The organism is Xenorhabdus yunnanensis (assembly GCF_028598805.1).
GTDB lineage: Bacteria > Pseudomonadota > Gammaproteobacteria > Enterobacterales > Enterobacteriaceae > Xenorhabdus > Xenorhabdus yunnanensis.
Genome location: NZ_JAQRFI010000040.1, coordinates 1 through 21,594 on the forward strand (window position 1 = coordinate 1; position 21,594 = coordinate 21,594).

Below are 21,594 nucleotides of genomic sequence, written 5' to 3' on the forward strand. Positions count from 1 at the left end.
CTTTAACACCGGGTTTACAGGCTTGATAGGTGTATTCCAACTGAAAGACCTTACAACAGGCATAACAGCGATAACGGGGATGGCCGCCATTTCCTTTTCCATGCCCTTTGACATGTTCTGATGTGTGACAATAACGACAATAAACGTCAACTTTAGCCATACTCCACCCTTAAAAAGTTAAAGCATATCACAATAACTAACTATTCAATACATGACCTTACTCCTCGCGGTGCGAGGAGTAAGAAAATGATCTAGCATTTTGAGAAATTATTTAAATAGACAAAAATCTATTTTGTTAAGTAAATTTAAACTAAATTATTCTTCTTATGCTTTTATTATTTTGTTTAAAATGTTATCAAACTCACATAATCATAAATATTGGGGTTTATTCTTATTGTTATTTTTAGCAAAATTCATAATCTTTTAATACTCTTAAAATATTATAGTTGCATGTATTGCAAAGGTAAAAACAACATTATGCAAATTAAAACTCTTGTTGCAGTAGCAGTTTCTGCTGTAATTTTGACAGGTTGTAAGAATATTGATCAGGGAATGCTGGCTCACTCCGGAATGCAATTATTCCAGGCGGCGACGCTAAGTGATTCTGATGTCAAACAATTATCTGACCAAGCATGTAAGGATATGGATGCACAGAATAAAATTGCACCGGCATCCAGCCAATACACTAAACGTCTGAACAAAATCGCCAAAGCATTAGGCAGCGAAGTTAACGGTACGCCGGTTAACTATAAAGTTTATCTGACTGATGATGTGAATGCATGGGCAATGGCTAACGGTTGTGTACGTGTATACAGCGGCCTGATGAACATGATGAACGACAATGAAGTCGAAGGCGTTCTGGGCCATGAAATGGGTCACGTTGCACTGGGTCACACCCGTAAATCAATGCAGGTTGCTTATGCCGCAGTTGCTGCACGTACCGCAGCTGCATCAGCTGGTGGTATAGCAGCACAGCTGAGCGATTCTCAGCTTGCAGCACTGGGTGAAAAACTGATCAACTCGCAGTTCTCACAGCATCAGGAAAGTCAGGCTGATGACTTCTCTTATGATCTGCTGAAAAAACGCAGTATCAATACTGGAGGTTTAGTAACCAGTTTCGAGAAACTGGCTAAACTGGGCAGTGGTGAAACTAGCATGTTTAATTCACACCCGCCTTCACAGGAGCGTGCTCAACACGTTCGTGATCGTATCGCAGCAGACAAGAAATAATAAGTTCTGTACAAATTGCAGCGGTGTCAGTGGCACCGCTTTTTTGTTTGCCCAGCGAAGCTGGAAGTAATAACCCGTTACATAACTCGTGATTGACTGATACTCCTCCGTAAAATGCTGGTAACCCTCTTTTGAGGAACCCATCCACTCTTTAATCTCCTGAAAAAACGCTCCATGAGACTACTGACGCTCCCAACAATTGCCCCAGCGGCTCAAATTTTGCATACAACATTAGAATGCGTGGTGGATGCTTACTAGCAGTAACGGACAATTTACCCGCAATATCAGTATCGAAAATTCCCTCTGAATTGATTTTATGAGCGCCACTTTAAACCCAATCACATATGAATTAACATATGTATAAAATTATCAGTGGAGAATAAAATCGTGCTATCCCCCGTTCAGCTTTTCAAACTTCTTGCGGATGAAACCCGTATTAACATCGTATTGTTGCTACGCGAAGCAGATGAACTGTGTGTCTGCGATATTTGTACCGTGCTCAGTGCGTCTCAGCCCAAAATTTCACGACATATCGCACTATTGCGTGATGCAAGGTTATTACTGGATCGTCGTGAAGGTAAATGGATTCATTATCGTCTATCACCTCATATTCCTGCATGGGCGGCCAATATTATTGAAGCATCATGGAACTGCCAACAGGTAGAAATCAAAACTCTGGTAAATAAACTAGCGGATTCAAACTGTACGTCTGATGGCAAGGCACTCTGCCGTTAAAATTTCCACCCAAATACATATGTTAATTCATATATAAAAATCAAACTAAAGCAGAAAAATATATCTGCTACAGGAGATAACATGCTACTTGCAGGAGCGATCTTTATCCTGACGATAATTCTGGTCATCTGGCAGCCACGAGGGTTAGGTATTGGATGGAGCGCATCACTGGGAGCCATACTGGCCCTGCTGACAGGAGTCATTCAATTGAACGATATTCCCGTTGTCTGGAATATTGTCTGGAATGCTACAGCTGCTTTTATTGCGATTATTATCATCAGTTTGTTACTTGATGAGTCTGGTTTTTTTGAATGGAGTGCCTTACATGTTGCAAGGTGGGGAAAGGGTAATGGACGATTACTGTTCACCTTCATCATTCTGCTGGGAGCCGTCGTCTCAGCCCTTTTCGCAAATGATGGGGCAGCGCTTATCCTCACACCAATTGTCATCGCCATGTTACTGGCGCTGGGATTCAGTCGGGCAACCACTCTAGCGTTTGTGATGGCGGCAGGATTTATAGCCGATTCGGCAAGTCTGCCTCTTATAGTCTCTAATCTGGTTAATATTGTCTCTGCTGACTTTTTTCACATAGGTTTTAATCACTATGCCTCAGTCATGGTGCCGGTTTATGTTGTAGCAACCCTTGCTTCACTGCTAATGCTGCATCTCTTCTTTTGTCAAGATATTCCCGCAGCTTACGATCAGGCAAAGCTTAAAATTCCCCGGAATGCTATCAAAGATCCCATAACATTTCGCACTGGCGGGGTAATCCTTATCTTTTTGCTGACTGGTTTTTTCCTACTTGAGCCCATTGGCGTCCCAGTAAGCCTAATTGCTGCTATTGGTGCTTTAATCCTGTTTCTAGTTGCCAGAAAAGGAAAATCTATTGATACCGGAAAGGTTCTGCGTAACGCACCCTGGCAAATTGTTATTTTTTCTCTTGGCATGTACCTTGTCGTATATGGTCTCCGTAATGCAGGGTTAACCGAGTTTCTGGCTCAAATCTTCAGTGCATTCGCTAATCAGGGTTTGTGGGAGTCCACTCTGGGAACGGGTTTTGTAACAGCCATATTGTCCTCAATCATGAACAATATGCCAACTGTGCTTATTGGTGCCCTCTCCATTGATGAAAGTTCAGCTCAGGGCGTGATTAAAGAAGCTATGATTTACGCCAATATCATTGGCTGCGATCTGGGGCCTAAAATTACCCCGATTGGTAGTCTTGCTACTTTACTCTGGCTTCATGTCCTGTCACAAAAGAATATCAATATCAGTTGGGGGTATTACTTCCGCGTCGGCATCATTATGACATTCCCTGTTTTGTTCGTGACACTTGCCGCACTAGCACTTCGTCTATCTTTCACAGCTTAATAAGTAAAATATCATGGCTAACGTTATCATTATCAAAGTGCGGCTTATTGGTTTGAGGCGCTGGCTCAAATAGCCAGCGATGATCAGTAATATCAGCGGGTTGAAGCAGAGACTGCTTTGATTGAAGCGATAACGCTCGCAGACATTCAACATCTTGCCGCCCAATATATTGGGAAAAATGAGAAAGTGTTTAAGATGATCCCAAGGTAAGATATCAAGCTCAGGTGGCAAATAAGTCCACCTAATTGCCAAGAAAAATCAAAGTGATGTGCTATCAAACGGAGATCGATTATGAAAAATACAACAACACCTACACTAGAAGGCCATACCATCACAGATTATCTGGGTGTCGTCACAGGGGAAACGATTCTTGGAGTCAATATTATTAAGGATTTTTTTGCCGGAGTGAGAGATATCGTCGGCGGACGTTCTGGTGCTTATGAGAAAGAATTGAAAAATGCACGGGAAATCGCCTTTGCGGAAATGAATGCACAGGCTCAGGCGCTAGGAGCCAATGCTGTTGTCGGTATTGATATTGACTATGAAACCGTCGGCAAAAATGGCGGCATGTTGATGGTCACGGTATCAGGGACAGCAGTGAAGGTTGTTTAAAGAAGTGATAGTTTAATAATGTTATTTATTATATATCCTCTTCCATTCCATTGTTGCATTGATACGATATCGAATCTTTGGAAGATAATCTGGTTCATCGAGATATATAATTAAAACAAAATGCCGGATAACAAACCAGCACTTTGTCAGTAATCTGAAACAGGAGAGGCTAATTGCCTCTCCTGTTATTTTCGTACTTACCTTATGACTGAATTGAGATCAGGTGACAAAAGCTGCTGTTCGGCCTTGGCAGGCTTAAAACCTTGCAGCAGGTTCTCATGGGAACTGCCAGCATCAGGGAATGAGGCCATAGCCCCAATCAAATTCGCCAGACTCAAACTTTCAGCTTCTGAAGCAATGGTCACTGCGTTAGCCGTCATGGCTGGTTGCCTGCTGGCCCAGGATAAATCTATCAACACCCCATTGATGTTACCCTGTTTACTCATGCTATTAGCTAAGTGCGCCACATCAATCATCGACGAAGCTCCCTCCAGATTGATATGCAGATGTTGATGGTTCTTGGCCTGATTACCAAACACCTGACGTACCACCAATGCCGCTCCGTTGCTAGAATCGGTCAACATCAGGTCATCACCGCGTCGGCTCGCCAGAACGCTCTCCGGATTGTTTATCGGTAAGCGCAGGCGATCCAAGGCTTGATTCGGATCATCATTATCGATGATAACCGTACGGTAGTGACTCCACATCTCCTTACTGAATTGATAGGTATCGTTATTGGCCCCGCCATACAGTACCAGACTATCAACACCGTCAATGATCGGCAGTGTCAGGTTGTCACTGGCTTCTCCTCCCTGGAGTAACAGGAACGAATCAATGCGCTCCATTCCAGTGAAACTATTGAGTATTTTTGCTTTGCTGCCACCGATCTCGTACAGCGCCTGAATCGTCTGGTCATACACATATGCCGTCTTATTTTCTGCATTGATTCCCACAAAATGCAAATTATCGGAGGCGGGGATTCCATTATCTGAAAATATCTGGCTACTGCCAACATCGAACCAGCTTGACATACTGCTATCCTGCAAGGTCAGTATCCCTTTGGCCTGCCATTGACCAGCGAGTTCAGTGAGTGCTTGTGACAGGCGGGCCACATTGTTCTGCTGCCAGTCTTTGTCAACACCAACTAACCGCAACTCGCCATTATTAGTTCGCAACAAGATCTCACCCTTGACCGTGGTCAGGCGCATGCCGACATCGACCTGCTGCACAGCTTTGAGATGTAACTCAGGTGTCAACTCACTGGCAGCGGGAAGTTGCGCCGAGGCACTAAGCATCTGGTCAGCACCAAAGGCTGCGGTCAACGCATCTCCGGTCATGGCTGGCTGGTTATACAGCTTGCCGCTTTCTGATTCGAATAGCCGTGCGGAGGTGCCATCCGCTTCAAATCCCAGAAATTGAAGCGATTTGTCCTGAAGTACCTTCGAAGCTACTACCACTTGTCCGTTGTGATACCACACCGGCAGCAGGCTCTTGCCATCGGAACCCTTGACCCCGAACACTGCCAGAGTAGTTTTGCCATCTGCGACGTTGGCTAAATCCTGCCACCAGTGGGCACGCCCCTTGAGCCAATGCTCGTTGACTGCTTCGTAGCTAAGCTGCCCCATCGCATCAAGCTGGGCCACTCGCCCATCCTCAGTGACGGCAAGCAAACTGCCATTCAGGTTGACCACGTTGGCCAATGGCGGAGTACTGACGCGCAATGCTGTGGGATGATTAGCATCAAGCACTGCCTGACCTGAGCCTTCCTGACGGAATAGAACCTTTTTTTCCCTACTGTAGAAGAAGAACACTTCTGTGCCAGTAGATCGGGAAATACTGCCCGCTAATACGAGGTCGGCTGGGATCTGCCATGCACTGCGGTTTTGTTCATGCGCTTCAAAGTGCAAGGCCTGCTCTTTCGGTGGTGCCAGATTGGGCTTGATCAGCGTGCCATCGCTGGTACGTATCCAGTAACGGTGCGCCACACCAGCCGCATCCTTGCCGAATACGGTGACCAACTCCGCACTGGTCGGCTGGATCAGCCGTGCACCTAACGTATATTTCGGGGTCTCACGTTGGGTGCTATTACTCTCATAGCCTCGGAGTATGTATTTGAGATCATCACCATGCCGACCAGTACGTGCCGAAAGCTGGAGCAGATCATCATCCCCGACTGCACTGACCAACTCCATTCGGTCACCGATAATTCGATAGCTTAACTCTGCTTTCCTATCTTTCAGCTGATAACGGCGCGCCAGATAGACCACATCCCCCTCTTGCCACAAGCGACTGATGTTGCCCTCATTGTCGTTGAACCATGGTTCAAACTGTGCGTTGACCTGTCCAGTGGCAATATCCACCCGCCACGCTACCGCATTGTCGGCATCATAGAAATAGGCATGATCACCCACCACGGCTCCCAGTTGAGCATGTTTGGCTTGCTCGTGAGTAGTGTCGGTGAACAGCATCTGCTTCTTGGTTACGTCGTAGAAAGCTCTACCAACATCACGCTCGTTGTAGTTGTAGTTCTCCACTACCACATACTGCCCGTGCAACTGATGCGCCTTGGCCAGATCACTCAGGTGCTGCTCGATTTGCTGGCCGGATACTTGCCACTTACTTGCATCTTCACTTACCACCTGAATTGTCTGGTTAGAGAAGTCGACTTCGCGCACTTCGTTCTTACTGTTAACCACCAGCACTTGTCCGTTCCGGGACGGGTCGAGTTCAACAACCACCCCACCTACTTCCAGTCGGTTTTTTGAGACTTTTATATTATCGCTGGCGAGCTGGCTGCTATCGATGATCCAGCGCGATGGTAAATTGCCACTGCCGTCCGGATTGGGAACGTCGCTCGTGAGCTTCACGCTGGTACCTTCATTCAGCCCGATCAGGTACTCGCCACCCGCGCCCTTGATCTCGTAATGCAGGTAGCCATGCAATTCTTTAGGTAGCTCAGGCACTATCAGTTTCCTGCTGTGCTGGTCGAGCACGACTTCGATCGGTGTCGCCACATACTCCTGATGAATCCTGCGGATCGTAACCTCCCCCGGAAAAATGTAGAAGTCGTAGTCAAATCGCTTATCCTCTTCGAGTCTGCGAATCACATCAAAACCAGTATCGTGACGTGTAGTTGCACCGGGCAGCTGCATGTATTCGTAGCGGATGAAGGACTTTGGTGTCCCCGGCAGGATCAGCACGTTGCTGTCACTGTGATCAAGTTTATGGGAAACTCCCTTGTAACCGATCCCGCTGCGCACCTCGATCGCTTGTTTACGATCATGCACCATCTTTGGAAAATCGCCGATCCAGAAGAAATAATTGATTTCTCCAGAACCGGTAGAGCCTGAATGGGTGCGATAAATGTACTGACTGTCGAAATCGATCTGACCAGTGCGCAGATCAAGGGTTTTGATCACTGCACCAGCCAGAGGTATTAATACTCCCTTCTCACTGTCATATCGATAGCCATTACCCTTGTAAGCCTTGTCGAGCATATCGAAGTAACGCCCTACCGCCTTGGCATCCTCAGCGACCGCACCAAAGGCTTGAGCCAGCGCCGTAAAGCCCACCGCAAGCCCGCCAAGGATTACTCCAGCCCCACCGAGTACAGCCGCAGTCGTCGAGGCGCCAATCAGTCCAGCGCCTACTCCGGCAGTACCAGTGACGAAGCTGGCTGAATCGAACGCCAATTGAGTTCCGAATACCGCTTTCTGCGTATCCGTTTCGGCATGTGCCAATTCATAAGCGTCCAATCCAACAAAGATTCCCCCCAAAAGCACGCCTATGCCTTCGTTGACGGTATGAGCCAAAGCGGAAGAATACTCTTTGAGCGAAGTTTCGGCGACAACCACTTCGCCACGCAACGCCGTGCGTACCAACTCGGTAACTTTGGCTACGTCGTTCACGCTACTATGAACCATCTGAGCATAGTTAAGGTAACTGTGTACCTTGAGTGCGGTAGCCAGATCAGGCGAAGCGATCCCATGTGCCGCATCGTTGCGGTTCTTGTCGGCAAACCACTGGATCAGCGTCTGTACCGCAAACCCTGCATTCAGCCCATCAACCGGAGCGACCTCGCCGACACCGCCTTTGGGCCGTATCTGACCGCGTTCGAGGGTGAAATGTTGGCTCAGAGTGAGCATATGTTCATCGACGAAGCGGCGGAATTCGACAAAAGTGGCATCATTGCTGTTCACCCAACGAATCTCTTCAGGGAGATCACGATTGATGAATTGGACGCTGTAGCGGCCTTCACCCTGATCCTCGGTATTGCCAATTACCGGCATCCAGCGATGGTCAAGTTTATTTTCCTGAGCAAGCCTTGTTATAGCTTTATCGAATTTTACCCCCCATTGTTCTGCGTCAAGGGTAGCCAATGCGGTACGTAACTGGGCATCCTCGGCAATCTTCGCTTGGGCACTGACCGTTTGCTTGACCCACTGTCGTTGCTCTATGACTGTGGCCAGTTCATCGGGGCGAGTTAAATCAGCGACGTCCAAACCATTGCCCACAGGTACCCTTGCCATTTTATCGGGATCGATCTCCACCAGATTGAAGGCAGGGACCAATTCACTGCCAAGCGAGCCGTAGTAAACAGCCATATTACGCTTCACCAGATGCCTATTTATGCCACGGGAGAAACTGGCCGAATCGTCGAATGCAAAAATCCCGACATTTGGATCATAGAAATAGTAACGACGCCCTTCATCCCCGACAGTACATCCCACCATCATTGAGTGATTCCGGGTATTGAGAGCAAACACCGAGGTCCCGGTCGCTTCCTTCAGCAGGGAAACGACCTGAGGCAACGTGACCTGTCCTCGCACTGTTGACGCCTGCACAGCTTCAACATTGGAGTGCAATTTTGCCAAACTGTTTTTTAGCAATGTAGAACTGCCTTCCTGAGGAGCGGCTGCGGCCAAGAAGAGTTTTTCCACCAGACTGTTGATACCCGTCTCGCCATTGTTGGCCAGCGCCACCGCCATGGCCCTGACCAAAGGGTAACAACGGCCGCCAGATATGTCTCCGACCAACGACAGATAAAAATCTTGTGGCACCAGACGACTGAAGCTGCTACCGGCGCGCTGAAAATCCTCACTAAACACCGCCGTCTGCTTCAGTACTTTGTCGATATATTCGGCCTGACTGGCTTCAGTGATGCGACCGCTCAAAGCACCCTGTTGTTTAGGGGTAAGCTGACCGTCCAAGAACAGACTTTTCATCTCTAGGATCGACATCCCATCGTTAAAATCTGGGATGCTGATATCCTGAAAATTATGCAGGCCATCAGTAAACTCGATACTCGGCCCCCTTCGCTGGTAAGCTTCGGCAATAGCATAACGCTCACCCAAGCTACGCTCACGTTCCTGACCGCTACTTTGGATAGATGTATCATTGATCCGCAACACTGCATCTATGCCATCCTTGGACTTGATCTGCTGCCACAACCAGCTTTGTTCGACGGAGAACACTTCACGCAAGACTGAATCGTATTGTTCCTTGTAGTACTCCAGCGTGATATTGAGCTGTCTTATCTGCTCGTCTCTGGTGCTACTCTGAGTCTTATAGAGTTCGCTTCGCTTGTCCACCAACTGCTGAGTGTCTGCTGTGATCTTGGCTTGAACCTTGTCACGCAGCTCAATCCACGCAGCAATCGCCGGATGATGAGGAGAAAACTCTCCCCCCTCGTATACACCATCAAAGACTCCTTCGACGGGTACTTCGAACTGGGTAGCGATTTTTTTGAGTTTTTGATGAATACTTTCACGGTAAGTTGTGAATTGGGTCTGGTTACGCTCAGCCCTTTGACTGTCAGCAATCTGGATCGATATTGGCTCTTCACCATTGCGTAACCTCGGCCAGAGCATCTGACCGTCTCGCTGATACTCCTGACGCTGGAACACCAGCTGCCATTCATCATTAACGTATTGCATGTACGCCGCAGCGAGGCCTTCAGCGGTGCCTGCTACTTGATAATCCTTATAGTCCACTGCCATGACCACATTGTCGTACAGCAGTGAACTGTTGACCCGACCGTCGTGGTAGACTCGGTAAGTATTGGCATCAAGGTTAGTCACCACAATCGAACATCCCGATAACGACCCCGTGAACAGAAAACTCCCCGGAGCTGCATGTTTAGGAATATCCACATAGGCTGGCAACGCATTGGCCTGATTTGCACCGTTGTAGCCGAGGAAATACGCGGGCACGCTGTTAGTTTCCTTCTCAACAGCATTATTCGGGCTTTGAGCAGAGTATTCGACCTCGTATAAGCCTTTTTTAATCTTCACCAACTGGGCACGCCCCTCTGCCGGGAGTCGCCCTGCTCTAACCAATGTCTCGGTACTGATAGTGTTGGATTTAGCGAATAATTTAGGATTTTTGGCAAACTGCTGAATATTGGCGCTGCCCTCGCGGGACTCGATTCCACCACTTATGGGTACTAGCCCCCCTTTGAGTTCACGATCCCGCACTGCTTGCGCTAGCAGTGCGGGATTTTGTATATCGTATCCACGCTCCTGCAGGGTTCTCTCGATCGAAGTATTAATATCAGGTTTGCTCTGCATCTCTCTAAGGGTCGCCTGCGCAGATACAAGCAGCGATTGGTAACTGTTATTGGGCATGATAATTTTCCTTAAAAAATCCTACTGTCCTACTGACGGTCTTTACTGGTTACAACACCTTAAATATGTCCATGACGAGTTTATCTGACTTCAAGCTCGTTTTAATGGAGAACACTTCAGGCGAAGCGGCATAAGGAGATTGGATCAAAGCCTGATTGGGCATTAGCTTATGAAGTTTTAGACGGCAACAATCAAGAACAGCTGACAATTCATTAGCAGATATATTGTTCCTATTAATCGTAACACCCATCATGTGATTCCATTCTCATTTTGTTGGAAGAAGACGTATTGGTAAATGGCAATAATCCATATTAAGAGTGGAAGATTTAAGCCAAAAATTTCTCTCACAAGGCGGTATTTTCCCTGTAAGGAATCAATAACAATTGATAATTATTGTCAAAATAATAATCATTATCAATTAATATTTGCAAAAATAATTACTTTTAAAATCAATGAATTAATTTATTTTGTGATGTTTGTTATCGGATTGTTTTTTATTTTCGTTTATTTTGCGCATATGGATATAGTGCAATAAATAAACAGCAGAGACTATGGAGATTGGAGATAACAGATAAAATCAAAAGTCAGCAATTATCATCATGTCTTGCCACAGGAGGTTATATAGCATATCCATGTGCCAGATAAATTGGATACTTGACTATGGTTAAACAACGATTGAACGCTCTTCTTCATTATATTGATGAAAATATTGATACACAGATGGATGGAGAAAACCTGATTGGTCTATCTGGCATAGTCACTACCAAATTATAAATGATATTAGGACTGATGTTATGAATGAGAGACTACCTTCTGTTGCAGTAAAAATCGTTAATTTTCCAGAAACCTTCATGGCAGTCATGGAGCACAAAGGCTCACCATCAAATATTGGCAATACAATTAGAGAGTTCAAAGAATGGAGAGTAAGTAACAAATTACCCCCAGAACGCTACAGAACTTTCAACCTTGTTTATGCAGATCCCGCAAACATTGGGCCGGAAGAGTATCAGTTTGATTTATGTGTGGAAGTTTCACCAAAGTTTGAGGTTAAAAATTCAAAAATCACGCTGAAAACGATCCCATCAGGAAAATGTGCTTATATTAGACATACTGGCTCAGATGATGGAATAACCACCATAGTCAATTACTTGTATAAAAATTGGCTGTCGGAACACAATCAGGAAGTTCGGGATTTCCCACTATTTTTTGAACGAGTAAAGTTGTTCCCAGCAGTGCCCGAAGTCAAAACTATCACTGATATTTATCTGCCTTTGGTGTAAAAGATCGCATTTTATACTTTTTATACTTTACAAATGATATACATTGCAAATGATATACCTTGAAAATAGTTGCTATGTTAGCTTGTAATCTATTGGCTAGATGATAGTTCCAGTCCCTTAACCAAAAACATTCGGCTAAGAGACTGGCTACCAAAAGTTCAAAAAATGAACTAATATTGCCCTGGTGTAGGCGAGTAAAATTATAATTCAAAATAATGAAAATAATTTGTCTATAAAAAGGGAGATATGTCTCCCTAATCTAACGTTCAGACAAAATATAAATTTTAACTTATGTTTTGATGATGAAATTAATACACCAGACAAATATTAAAATCAACATATAAAAACACAAATGTTGATTTTAATGATGAATCAATCTGTCATCATTTAATGCAACACAAACAAAAAATCAAACAATAACAAAATAAAAGATTGATATTAAAAGAAATATTTTCAATCCATAATCTATCTAATCTCCGCAGTAAGATAAAAATCAATGATATAGTTTCTCTTATAAACAGTAAGGATTATTACTATCAAATTACATAAATATTCACATAACCAATTTATGTGATAACAATCAAGTTTATAAATTAATATAAAAAGATAATCTAAAATATGATTTGGTTATAAAAATGAGGCAAATCTTAGTGAGAAAACCACATGAGGGAAGTTCCCCCATGCGGTTTATTAATGTGCTGTTTTAACAACCCATCTATTAAATAAATAACGTGAACCGTAAGCAGGAAAAACATTAAATAATGCAAAGAAAATTTTAATTAATATTTGCACAACCATCATTGCAATAATTTGATTTACCGGAAGTTTTCCATAAAATGCAACAAAACAGAAAACAAAACTATCAATCACCGATGCAACAAATGTACTGAAAAACACTCTTAATGCCAAAAAGCGAGAATTTGTCATATTCTTCAGCTTGCACAAGATATAAGAGTTGACCAGTTCCGAAACTAAAAATGACAGAGAGGATGCAAAAATTGCCGATAGAATATGATTCATTAGTGCATTGTATTGCTCATTCAAATCCCAAGTTGGAATGGCGGGTAAGCTTGTTGAAATACTCAACAGGGATACAATGATCAGGTTTGAAGCTAATGACATATATATTGCTTTTCTTGCCAGCCTGAACCCATAAAATTCACTCAATAAATCAATAACTAAAAATGAAAAAGGGTAAATGAAAGTGCCAGGGGTAACAATAATATCAAGGTATTCAATGTAAACGGGCTTGGCTGCCGCTATATTGCTGAATGTGTAGAAGATTGTTAGTAATAATGCGAGAAATGAATAAACAACCCAAGATTTTTCATTACGCTCTTCAATTTCATAAACTGAAGGTGTATTTGGAAAACTAGAATATATCTTTCTGTAAAGCGACTTTATCTCGTGATTGTCTAGATCATCAGCTATTTCACTCTTTTCAAGCTCCTTTATGTTTATTTTTAATACTTTTCCAGTTGATGAAATTAATACGTTAGCTGTATTATCCTGACTATTAAATCCCAATAACTTATATTTTTTTCCCATATCCGAACCGTTCTTCCATTATATCCCCAATCACCATCAAATTATCAGAACTTTCGCTATTAAATTCTTTGATATGAAACTGCTTCTGTTTTGGATCGAAACATAATTTTGGATTGTTATTCTGATAATTACCTCTCTTGATTATTAATAAATCTCCTGCATTATATTTACCTGAAAAATCATTCTCAAGTAGAACGGCAACGACATTAGGTCCTGTACCAAAATAATAAGTCAATTTTCTTTCAACAATCAGAGAGCCTATCTTGCCGTCGGAAAATTCAGGAGTAATGCATTCAAACTGCATAAATAACGGAACAGCACAGGGATTCATGTTTCCTTCATAGGAGACGATCCCATCCAAACGCTCTTTTTCTGCAATATCAGTTGCTTCTATTTCACTATATGATACACCAAAGAAATTGGAGACTTTCTGTATTGTGGAAGAATGAACGCTTTGAACCCTGCCATCTAAGATATTATAGATAGTTGTACGGTTAAGCCCTGTTCGATCACAAAGCGATACTCGTGTTTCTCCTCTGGAATCAAGCAAATATTGCAAATTCTTTCTCAGGTGCTCAATTTTTTGTTTCTTATACATACTAACGCCCAGAAAAATATATAACCAACCAATTTATGTGACCTTCCAAATTAGACACTTTTTATGAGAGCAAGAAAGGGTGAACAATACCCTTGCCATTAAACAATAAAATTGATGAAGGTTTTATTTTTAATAGAATTACTTAATAATATAGCAAAATTATTTTACATAGAAAACATTATCCGAATAATATATTTCCAATGAAAACCAACAAAAACAGATAATAAATAGCATAAGTACAGATATACACAAATGGAATATAACTTATGTTGATATTTTTCAATTTAAATACGCCAATTTCCTCATGGAATTATCTTTTATGAGTATGAAACAAATGAAAGCAAGAAAACAAAAAACAAAAGTTATTATTTTCAATGTGTAAATTAACATATATAAACTATATGAAATAGAGATGAGTTCACCCTATATACCGGAACGTCTAATTGAAAAGGCGTCCTATTTATCGCCATCTGGGAGCAATACTTAACGGCTAGCATGTTTCTCAGCATATTCTTCGCCATTAACCCATTGATGATCTTTTTCCCAAGTGAATAACCATTTGCGAGTCGGCCCAGCCATGACATTTAGGTAATAATTGTCATAACCCGCAATGGTAGCCACGGGATGATACCCTTTTGGTACCACCACTACGTCCTTGTTATAAACCGCCATTGTTTCATCCAACGATCGGTCGTCAGTATAGACCCGCTGTACACAAAAACCCTGTGATGGATTCAAGCGATGATAGTAAGTCTCTTCCAAATACGTTTCTTGTGGTTCGTTATCAGTATCGTGCTTGTGGCTAGGGTAGGAACTGGTGCATCCCTCATCAGTATAAACTTCAACAACCAGTAGACTATGCGCTGGTTGATTATCTGGCAGAATGTTGTGAACATAGCGTCGATTACTGCCATTACCACGCTGTTCAGCCCCAATATCCTGTGGTGCAATTAAACGGGTGGGATAACTTCCTTTTCCGTTCGCCTGATGTACAGTCGCCTGACATACAGCTAATTCAAGTTGAGTTTCAGCAACGATTTCTATCGCTTCATCGGGTGCGACATAGACGGCATAAGGTTTTTTGCGCTCAAATGGATTCATACGCTCCCCAATTTTTTCAAACCGCTGCTGGGGTGTCACTATCGTGGCTTTTCCTGCCACCAGCACCAAACAGGTTTCATTTTCTGAGGCGGGTAAAATAATCGATTCTTCCGCATTCAGTTCATAAACAGCAAAGTAAACATGCCCCCATTTAGCTGTTTCCGGCGTAATATGTTGCGTCCGTTTATCCTGATCCGGTGCCTGGTACTTTGACAATAGAGGGTACTTTGACAATAAATTAGACATTTGGCCTCCCAATCTCCGCGTTTAAACCAATCCCGCCTTTTTGGCAAACTTATGCAAGTTGCGATATCCCATCGTGGCATAAGTCAGTGGATGGGCAACGGCAGGATCTTGTTCTGCTTCAACTACCAACCAACCGTTATAGTTATTCGCTTTCAAGATCTCAAAAATAGCCGGATAATCGACGCAACCATCTCCGGGTACAGTAAAAACGCCACTCAATACAGCATCAAGGAAACTGGTTTTACGGTTTTTAACATCTTTTAATACGTCTGGGCGAATGTCTTTGCAATGCACATGATTAATGCGTGTACACCAACGTTTTGCTACTGCTAATGGATCATCTCCCGCAAAGGTCAGGTGCCCTGTATCCAATAACAAACCAACTTCTTTACCTGTATTTTCCATCAGGTTATCAATATCTTCTGCACATTCAATCACAGTTCCCATGTGATGGTGATACGCAATCTGTACTCCTTGTGACTGAGTATAACGGGCAAACTCTGTCAGTTTTTCGCCATATTCTTTCCAGCACTTTGTCGGAAACACTGGACGAAGATGAACTGGCTTATCCTGATTACCATGGACACTATGTGTCACTTCGGCAAACACCATTACAGTAGCCCCCAATTCATGTAACAAGGCCAAATGTGGCTGGACTGCAGCAATTTCTTCTTCAACACTGCGCGTCAGCAGTTCACCAGAATACCAGCCAGACACCAGTTTCAAATCATGGGCGGCCAGAATAGGCCCCAAAATCTGCGCCTGACGAGGAAATTTATTGCCCAGTTCAAAACCCGCAAATCCTACTTGTTGTCCTTCTGTCAGACAAGTTTCCAACGGTGTTTCAGCACCTAAAGACGGTAAATCATCATTGGTCCATGTCAGGGGGTTGATGCCAAGTTGAACAGCCATTAGAGTTCTCCTATAAGATAAAAAAGTTAATAATTTGTTTTTCTATCGTTTTTCTATCCACGTTGGCGCCAGTAGCTAATCAGATTGTGATAGTTAGTTTTTATTTTCAGAATAAGCGTTTCATCATCAATTTCTCCCGCCAGCCATTGCAGTGACGGCTGACCGAACAGTGTTCTTCCAATGGCAAAACCTTTGACAATCGATTTACCTGCCGATGCATTGAAACTGGCCTTCAAGATCGTTTCAGGGGCATCGAGGCCAAGGATCACCACCCCGCGACAATAAGGATCGCGTTGTTCAATTAATGTGGAGATTTGATCCCAAGTGGCAGATTGCATTGGTGGTAATTTCCACCAGTCCGGTTTAATGCCAAGATTATAAAAACGCTGGAGCGCACGCAGGTAAAGCTCATCAGAATGGGGCATGTCTACTGGCAGAATAACTTCCAGCAACAATTCATGACCGGATTGGCAACAGGCAGCATGGACTTCCTGTACAGTTTTTTCCTGTTCCAGACGTAATGGATAGTTATCTTCTGGATGAAAAAACACTAAACATTTCACGATATGTTCCCGCGGCCAACTAACTAACTGAGAACCAATATCACCGTGTTCAAGGCAAAGCGGTCGGGAACCGGGCAGCTCAATTGGACGACCAATCCATAACCCCTTCCCTGTTGCAGCATTCAGTACATCTTGACCGAAACTGCTATCACACAATATTCCTGCTTTTCCTTCCAAATGGGCTTTTGTGCTGGCTTCCTGACTAGCGCGGAACAGGAGTTTTTTCAGTTGCGGAATTCGATCGAGACTTGCGTTCACCTTGAGTGCCATTTCGACAAACTGGATGCGGTGGTCAAATGCCATGACACATAACTCATCCCATTGTTTGTGACGGCTGCCAATCCGATGCAAATGGTTGAGATGTGAATCTAAATCAGGGCGTGGTATTTCTGTCGCCCGCATTAAATAATTATCCAATTCCGTTTTATCTGGCATAGCGGGCGCACAACCATGACGGGAGACAACTAAAGCTCCACAAGCATTGGCATAGGCGCAAGCTTGTTCCCAACTTTCGTGATTAAGGTAGCCACGCAATAAGCCAGACATAAAGGCATCACCTGCTCCCAAAACGTTCAAGACTTCTACCTTGACGCCCTGTACAGTAATCCCCTCATCCAAGGTGTCGGGGATATTGGCAGTAAATACCGAACATCCCAAAGCGCCACGCTTGCAAACCAATGTTGCCGCCGTCAACTCCCGAACTCGGCGTAAGGCTTCGACAGTATCCGTAGATCCACCAGTAATATGAAACTCTTCTTCCGTCCCCACGATCAAATCAAACAGGGAAAGCACTTCCTGCAATTGTGCTGTCACTTGTTCTGAGGCGATATAGCGAATTTCTCCGTCGCCAAGTGAAGTCAATCCCCACAATACCGGGCGATAATCGATATCAATGGCGGTTTTGACGCCATTGCGGCGAGCATATTGCAATGCAGTCAAGACAGCATCACGAGTTTGCGGGTGGGAAAGATGGGTTCCGGTGATCGCCAAACAACGGGCAGATGCAATATAATCTTCGCTGAAATCATCTCGTGTGATCGCCATATCAGCACAATTATCGCGATAAAAGATCAGCGGGAAAGTTTCATTATCCTTAATACTAAGTAAAACCAAAGCTGTCAGCCGTTCTTTGTCGGTGAGCAAATGGCTGGTATCACAACCAACCCTCTCCAACTCTTCACGCAGAAAGCGCCCCATATGTTCATCGCCAACCCTTGCCAACATTGAGGATTTTAATCCCTGACGCGCAGTTCCATAGGCGACATTTCCCGAAGATCCACCTAAGTATTTTGAAAAGCTTCCCATATCTTCCAGACGGGAACCAATTTGTTGACCATACAAATCAACCGCGATACGTCCCATGCAGATAACATCAAACTTTCTATGCTGCTCCATGATTCACCTCTTACCGGATTAGAGTATTTTTCGTTAACTCTTTGATTCTGTTAAACACCAGAATTTAATTATCTGGTAGAAGACATAACTCAGAATGCTGGCTACAAATGCATAGTAAAGAGCCATCACATAAGCTGGCACGTTCTCAGCAAGGAAAACATACATGGAGATAGCAGCTAATATAATGAGCCATCCCATCGGTTTCACCATCGACCAAGGAGCAATATCCACCTGTTCTGTATACACTTCTTGATAAGATTCGGCAGGGAAGAAATAACCAATCGTCAACATGAAGATGATATTCAGGACAAACAGAACGCCAACCAAGTGGAAGAAGTGAATATTGATGTTCAGGATAAAGTTGCAAATGATGTAAGCCGACATACCGAACAACAGCCCCAATTTTGCTGCGATCGGGGGAACACGTTTTGTCATCAACCCAACCAGAACCACACTGAGGATCGGGGCGTTGAAAATGCCCTGTAGCTGCTGGATAAGATAGAACAAACCATCAGGCGCATTGGCGACAAGTGGGGCAATAATCATTGTTGCCAGTGCGAGCCCGATCCCCAAGTATTTACCTACAGCCACAGTCTGCGCTTCAGTGGCATTTGGGTTGATCCGTGGCTTGTAGATATTGACGGTAAATAATGTTACGGAAGAATTCAGGCCACCACTGAATGTCGAGAATACGGCTCCAACAACAACCGCTGCAAAGAAACCAACCAAAGCTTTGGGCAATACCAATTGCACTAAGGCAGGGTAAGCATTATCTGAATTATCTATTTGACCACTGAAAATATGGAATGCAATTATCCCCGGTAAAATAATAATGGAAGGAATGATGAGCTTAAATAAGGCGCACAGCATTACTCCTTTTTGCCCTTCCGCCAGATTCTTGGCCCCCAATGCTTTTTGTACAATGGATTGATTGGTACACCAAAAGAACATGTTGGAGACAATCAGCCCCGTAAACAGGGTCGAAAATGGCACAAGTGAGTCTTCACTGCCAATAGAATTGAATTTCTCTGGATGAGCCTGATAGACATCAGTTAAACCTTTCCATGCACTGCCATCCCCTACATACAATAGGGCAAACACAGTTACCATCAGACCGCCCACAATCAAGCCAACACCATTAATGGTATCGGCAACCGCAATCGCTTTGATCCCACCAAAGATTGCGTAAACCGCCCCAAGCCCTCCCATTCCCCAAATCATCATCCAGAGCGCGGTGGTTTTATCAATCTGAAAAACTTGGGTAACCTGAAACAGGCTTTCCAGAGCAATCGCTCCTGTATACAGGACAATAGGTAATAATGAGATCACATACATCGCCAAAAATAGAATCGATGTAATCAGTAAGGTGTTTTTGTCAAACCGGCGTTCAAGATATTCTGGAATAGTTGAAATGCCTAATTTCAGATATTTTGGCAAGAAGTAAATGGCAAATAAGACAATAGATAAAGCTGCAATCACTTCCCAAGCCATAACAATAAATCCGGTTTTAAACGCCAACCCATTTAAGCCAACCAAATGTTCTGTAGACAGATTCATTAGTAACATGGAGCTGCCAATATATATTCCGGTCAGGGAACGCCCACCAAGAAAATAGCCTTCGGTAGAATCACTTAAATGTTTGTTTCGCGTTTTATAATAAGCAAACCCCGCTACCAGCAAGGTAAAACCAATAAAAGAAAGAAAAGATGCCATATATCCCTCCACCCTGATTAACCGTTTTCAACAGCAAGGAGCAGACAGGAAAGATAGTTCCTATAAACAAGCTATTAGAAACAACTTATTGAAAACAATCTTCCTGTTCTTATTTTGTGTAAATAACGATACTCCTGAGAATCCGCTCCCTTACCGTCACACCATACTTCGACATTTATTAGGCATAGAAACAGTCTGCCACAGTTATAGTTGTTATGGATGCTGGAACAGACATGTTGTTTTTTATGAAATAAATGTTCCATTAATGGTTATTATTGAATTTTATCGTTATAGTTTTATTTCTTTACCGGATTGCAGGGATTCAAGCGCCTTGTCTGCGAGGTATAAAGCCCGTTCCCCATCAATGCCGCTGGTTTCTGGATTTACCCTGCCAGCCATAACATCAACAAAATGGCTCCATTCCGCGATGTATGCGTCACGATAACGTTGCAAGAAGAAATGCTCTGGCTTGGCTGCAGTACAGCCATCTTTTCCCCAAAACTCCACACTGTTTTCTTTAATATTTCCGGCTGTCAGAAGACCTTTTTCGCCATGCAGTTCTAAGCGTTGATCATAACCGTAACCAGAACGACGGCTGTTAGTGATGATCGCCATTGCCCCCGATGGGAATTTCATAACAATAAATGCAGTATCAATGTCGCCAGCCAGACCAATGGCTGGATCAACAAGATTGCTGCCCTGAGCATAAATAGCACAGGGTTCTTCACCAATGATAAAACGCGCTATATCAAAGTCATGAATGGTCATGTCCCGAAACATGCCCCCAGATACACGGACATAATCTGCGGGTGGAGGGGAAGGATCACGGGAGGTAATGAGCAGGGATTCTGCTTTGCCAACCATACCAGCATCAAGCAGGTTTTTCAGCCGACGAAATTGCGGATCGTAACGGCGATTAAACCCGATAAACAGAGGAACCTGACACGCTTTTACCGTTGCAAGGCACTGATGAACCCGTTCAAGTTCAAGATGAACCGGTTTCTCGCAGAAAATCATTTTATTGTGTCCAGCAGCCAATTCGATCAGATCGGCATGAGTATCCGTTGCTGATGCAATCAAGACACCATGAACATCAGGATCTGACATCGCTTCTTCGGTGGTCTGTATTTTGGTCTGATATTGATATGCCAATGCTTCAGCACTTGCCGGATGTGGATCTATCACAGAATAAAGATGACTTTCTTTATGGTTGGCAATGTTCACAGCATGAACCTGCCCAATTCGCCCAGCGCCAAATAATGCAATATTGAACATGAATGCTCCTTGATACCTCAGTATCTGCTTTTGGTGTGGGTAAAAACATACCAAATAAAATATTTATTTCAATTTTGTTTTATTTGAAAATTTTATTTTTTAGAGCTGGCTCATATAACTTTCATCTGAGGGCAACTTACCGCCACTTTCCTTCATGATTTATGAGCACAGCCAGATTCATCACAGAAGGCTAGAAGTGAGGACTGGTATAACCAGCGACAATCTGCTCATCATCAAGCTTGATGTCACCAGAAAATCACAAGTAAGAATGAATTGTTATCGTCGTTAATTATTTCTCATCTCTGTCATATTGAGTAAATTATCGTTTTTTTTCGTAAATATGATTTTTTAATAAATTTAAAAAGCTAGATTTCCATAAAAATATCTTT

At 43.6% G+C, this 21,594-nt stretch carries 14 protein-coding genes; 5 read left to right on the forward strand and 9 right to left on the reverse strand.

What is annotated here, in order from left to right:
* On the reverse strand, positions 1-160 hold a 160-nt coding region (locus PSI23_RS15250), incomplete at its 3' end, for an IS1 family transposase (protein WP_306309602.1).
* Between the two features lie 317 nt (positions 161-477).
* Between PSI23_RS15250 and loiP the strand changes: the two genes are divergently transcribed.
* From loiP to PSI23_RS15270, 4 genes are all read left to right on the forward strand, one after another.
* Positions 478-1,230, forward strand: a complete 753-nt coding sequence (gene loiP, locus PSI23_RS15255; RefSeq protein ID WP_273555887.1) for a metalloprotease LoiP — start codon at positions 478-480, stop codon at positions 1,228-1,230.
* A 387-nt stretch (positions 1,231-1,617) separates the two neighbouring features.
* Positions 1,618-1,965: a metalloregulator ArsR/SmtB family transcription factor gene (locus tag PSI23_RS15260; RefSeq protein WP_273555888.1), complete on the forward strand. Its 348-nt coding sequence runs from the start codon at positions 1,618-1,620 to the stop codon at positions 1,963-1,965.
* 81 nt (positions 1,966-2,046) lie between these two features.
* Positions 2,047-3,336, forward strand: coding sequence for an arsenic transporter (locus PSI23_RS15265; RefSeq protein WP_273555889.1), 1,290 nt, complete (start codon positions 2,047-2,049; stop codon positions 3,334-3,336).
* 291 nt (positions 3,337-3,627) lie between these two features.
* The gene (locus PSI23_RS15270; protein ID WP_092517886.1) at positions 3,628-3,948 is read left to right on the forward strand and encodes a heavy metal-binding domain-containing protein; all 321 of its coding nucleotides are present in this window, start codon (positions 3,628-3,630) and stop codon (positions 3,946-3,948) included.
* Between the two features lie 197 nt (positions 3,949-4,145).
* Here the strand turns inward: PSI23_RS15270 and PSI23_RS15275 are convergent, their stop codons facing one another.
* Positions 4,146-10,574 (reverse strand): TcdA/TcdB pore-forming domain-containing protein, encoded by a 6,429-nt coding sequence (locus PSI23_RS15275; protein WP_273555890.1) that lies wholly within the window; start codon positions 10,572-10,574, stop codon positions 4,146-4,148.
* Between the two features lie 794 nt (positions 10,575-11,368).
* Between PSI23_RS15275 and PSI23_RS15280 the strand changes: the two genes are divergently transcribed.
* On the forward strand, positions 11,369-11,854 hold the full coding sequence (locus tag PSI23_RS15280; RefSeq protein WP_273555891.1) for an AraC family transcriptional regulator: 486 nt from the start codon (positions 11,369-11,371) through the stop codon (positions 11,852-11,854).
* A gap of 690 nt (positions 11,855-12,544) precedes the next feature.
* Here PSI23_RS15280 and PSI23_RS15285 read toward each other — a convergent pair.
* From PSI23_RS15285 to iolG, 7 genes are all read right to left on the reverse strand, one after another.
* Entirely contained in the window at positions 12,545-13,402 is an 858-nt protein-coding gene (locus PSI23_RS15285) for a queuosine precursor transporter (protein ID WP_273555892.1), read from the reverse strand.
* Positions 13,386-14,000, reverse strand: a complete 615-nt coding sequence (locus PSI23_RS15290) for a helix-turn-helix domain-containing protein (RefSeq protein ID WP_273555893.1) — start codon at positions 13,998-14,000, stop codon at positions 13,386-13,388. The genes PSI23_RS15285 and PSI23_RS15290 overlap by 17 nt, the downstream gene beginning before the upstream one ends.
* 483 nt (positions 14,001-14,483) lie before the next feature.
* On the reverse strand, positions 14,484-15,347 hold the full coding sequence (gene iolB, locus PSI23_RS15295) for a 5-deoxy-glucuronate isomerase (RefSeq protein WP_373567343.1): 864 nt from the start codon (positions 15,345-15,347) through the stop codon (positions 14,484-14,486).
* Between the two features lie 21 nt (positions 15,348-15,368).
* Positions 15,369-16,259, reverse strand: a complete 891-nt coding sequence (gene iolE / locus PSI23_RS15300; protein ID WP_273555894.1) for a myo-inosose-2 dehydratase — start codon at positions 16,257-16,259, stop codon at positions 15,369-15,371.
* A gap of 53 nt (positions 16,260-16,312) precedes the next feature.
* Positions 16,313-18,217: a bifunctional 5-dehydro-2-deoxygluconokinase/5-dehydro-2-deoxyphosphogluconate aldolase gene (locus PSI23_RS15305; protein ID WP_273555895.1), complete on the reverse strand. Its 1,905-nt coding sequence runs from the start codon at positions 18,215-18,217 to the stop codon at positions 16,313-16,315.
* A gap of 33 nt (positions 18,218-18,250) precedes the next feature.
* Entirely contained in the window at positions 18,251-19,930 is a 1,680-nt protein-coding gene (locus tag PSI23_RS15310; protein ID WP_273555896.1) for a solute:sodium symporter family transporter, read from the reverse strand.
* 288 nt (positions 19,931-20,218) lie between these two features.
* Positions 20,219-21,205, reverse strand: a complete 987-nt coding sequence (gene iolG, locus PSI23_RS15315; protein ID WP_273555897.1) for an inositol 2-dehydrogenase — start codon at positions 21,203-21,205, stop codon at positions 20,219-20,221.
* Positions 21,206-21,594: the final 389 nt, after the last annotated feature.

What these genes read in the sequence shown, in the direction of transcription:
- loiP (WP_273555887.1), top strand. Translation starts at nt 478, where the DNA reads ATGCAAATTAAAACTCTTGTTGCAGTAGCAGTTTCTGCTGTAATTTTG.
- PSI23_RS15265 (WP_273555889.1), top strand. Translation starts at nt 2,047, where the DNA reads ATGCTACTTGCAGGAGCGATCTTTATCCTGACGATAATTCTGGTCATC.
- PSI23_RS15270 (WP_092517886.1), top strand. Translation starts at nt 3,628, where the DNA reads ATGAAAAATACAACAACACCTACACTAGAAGGCCATACCATCACAGAT.
- PSI23_RS15275 (WP_273555890.1), bottom strand. Translation starts at nt 10,574, where the DNA reads ATGCCCAATAACAGTTACCAATCGCTGCTTGTATCTGCGCAGGCGACC.
- PSI23_RS15280 (WP_273555891.1), top strand. Translation starts at nt 11,369, where the DNA reads ATGAATGAGAGACTACCTTCTGTTGCAGTAAAAATCGTTAATTTTCCA.
- PSI23_RS15285 (WP_273555892.1), bottom strand. Translation starts at nt 13,402, where the DNA reads ATGGGAAAAAAATATAAGTTATTGGGATTTAATAGTCAGGATAATACA.
- PSI23_RS15290 (WP_273555893.1), bottom strand. Translation starts at nt 14,000, where the DNA reads ATGTATAAGAAACAAAAAATTGAGCACCTGAGAAAGAATTTGCAATAT.
- iolB (WP_373567343.1), bottom strand. Translation starts at nt 15,347, where the DNA reads ATGTCTAATTTATTGTCAAAGTACCCTCTATTGTCAAAGTACCAGGCA.
- iolE (WP_273555894.1), bottom strand. Translation starts at nt 16,259, where the DNA reads ATGGCTGTTCAACTTGGCATCAACCCCCTGACATGGACCAATGATGAT.
- PSI23_RS15305 (WP_273555895.1), bottom strand. Translation starts at nt 18,217, where the DNA reads ATGGAGCAGCATAGAAAGTTTGATGTTATCTGCATGGGACGTATCGCG.
- PSI23_RS15310 (WP_273555896.1), bottom strand. Translation starts at nt 19,930, where the DNA reads ATGGCATCTTTTCTTTCTTTTATTGGTTTTACCTTGCTGGTAGCGGGG.
- iolG (WP_273555897.1), bottom strand. Translation starts at nt 21,205, where the DNA reads ATGTTCAATATTGCATTATTTGGCGCTGGGCGAATTGGGCAGGTTCAT.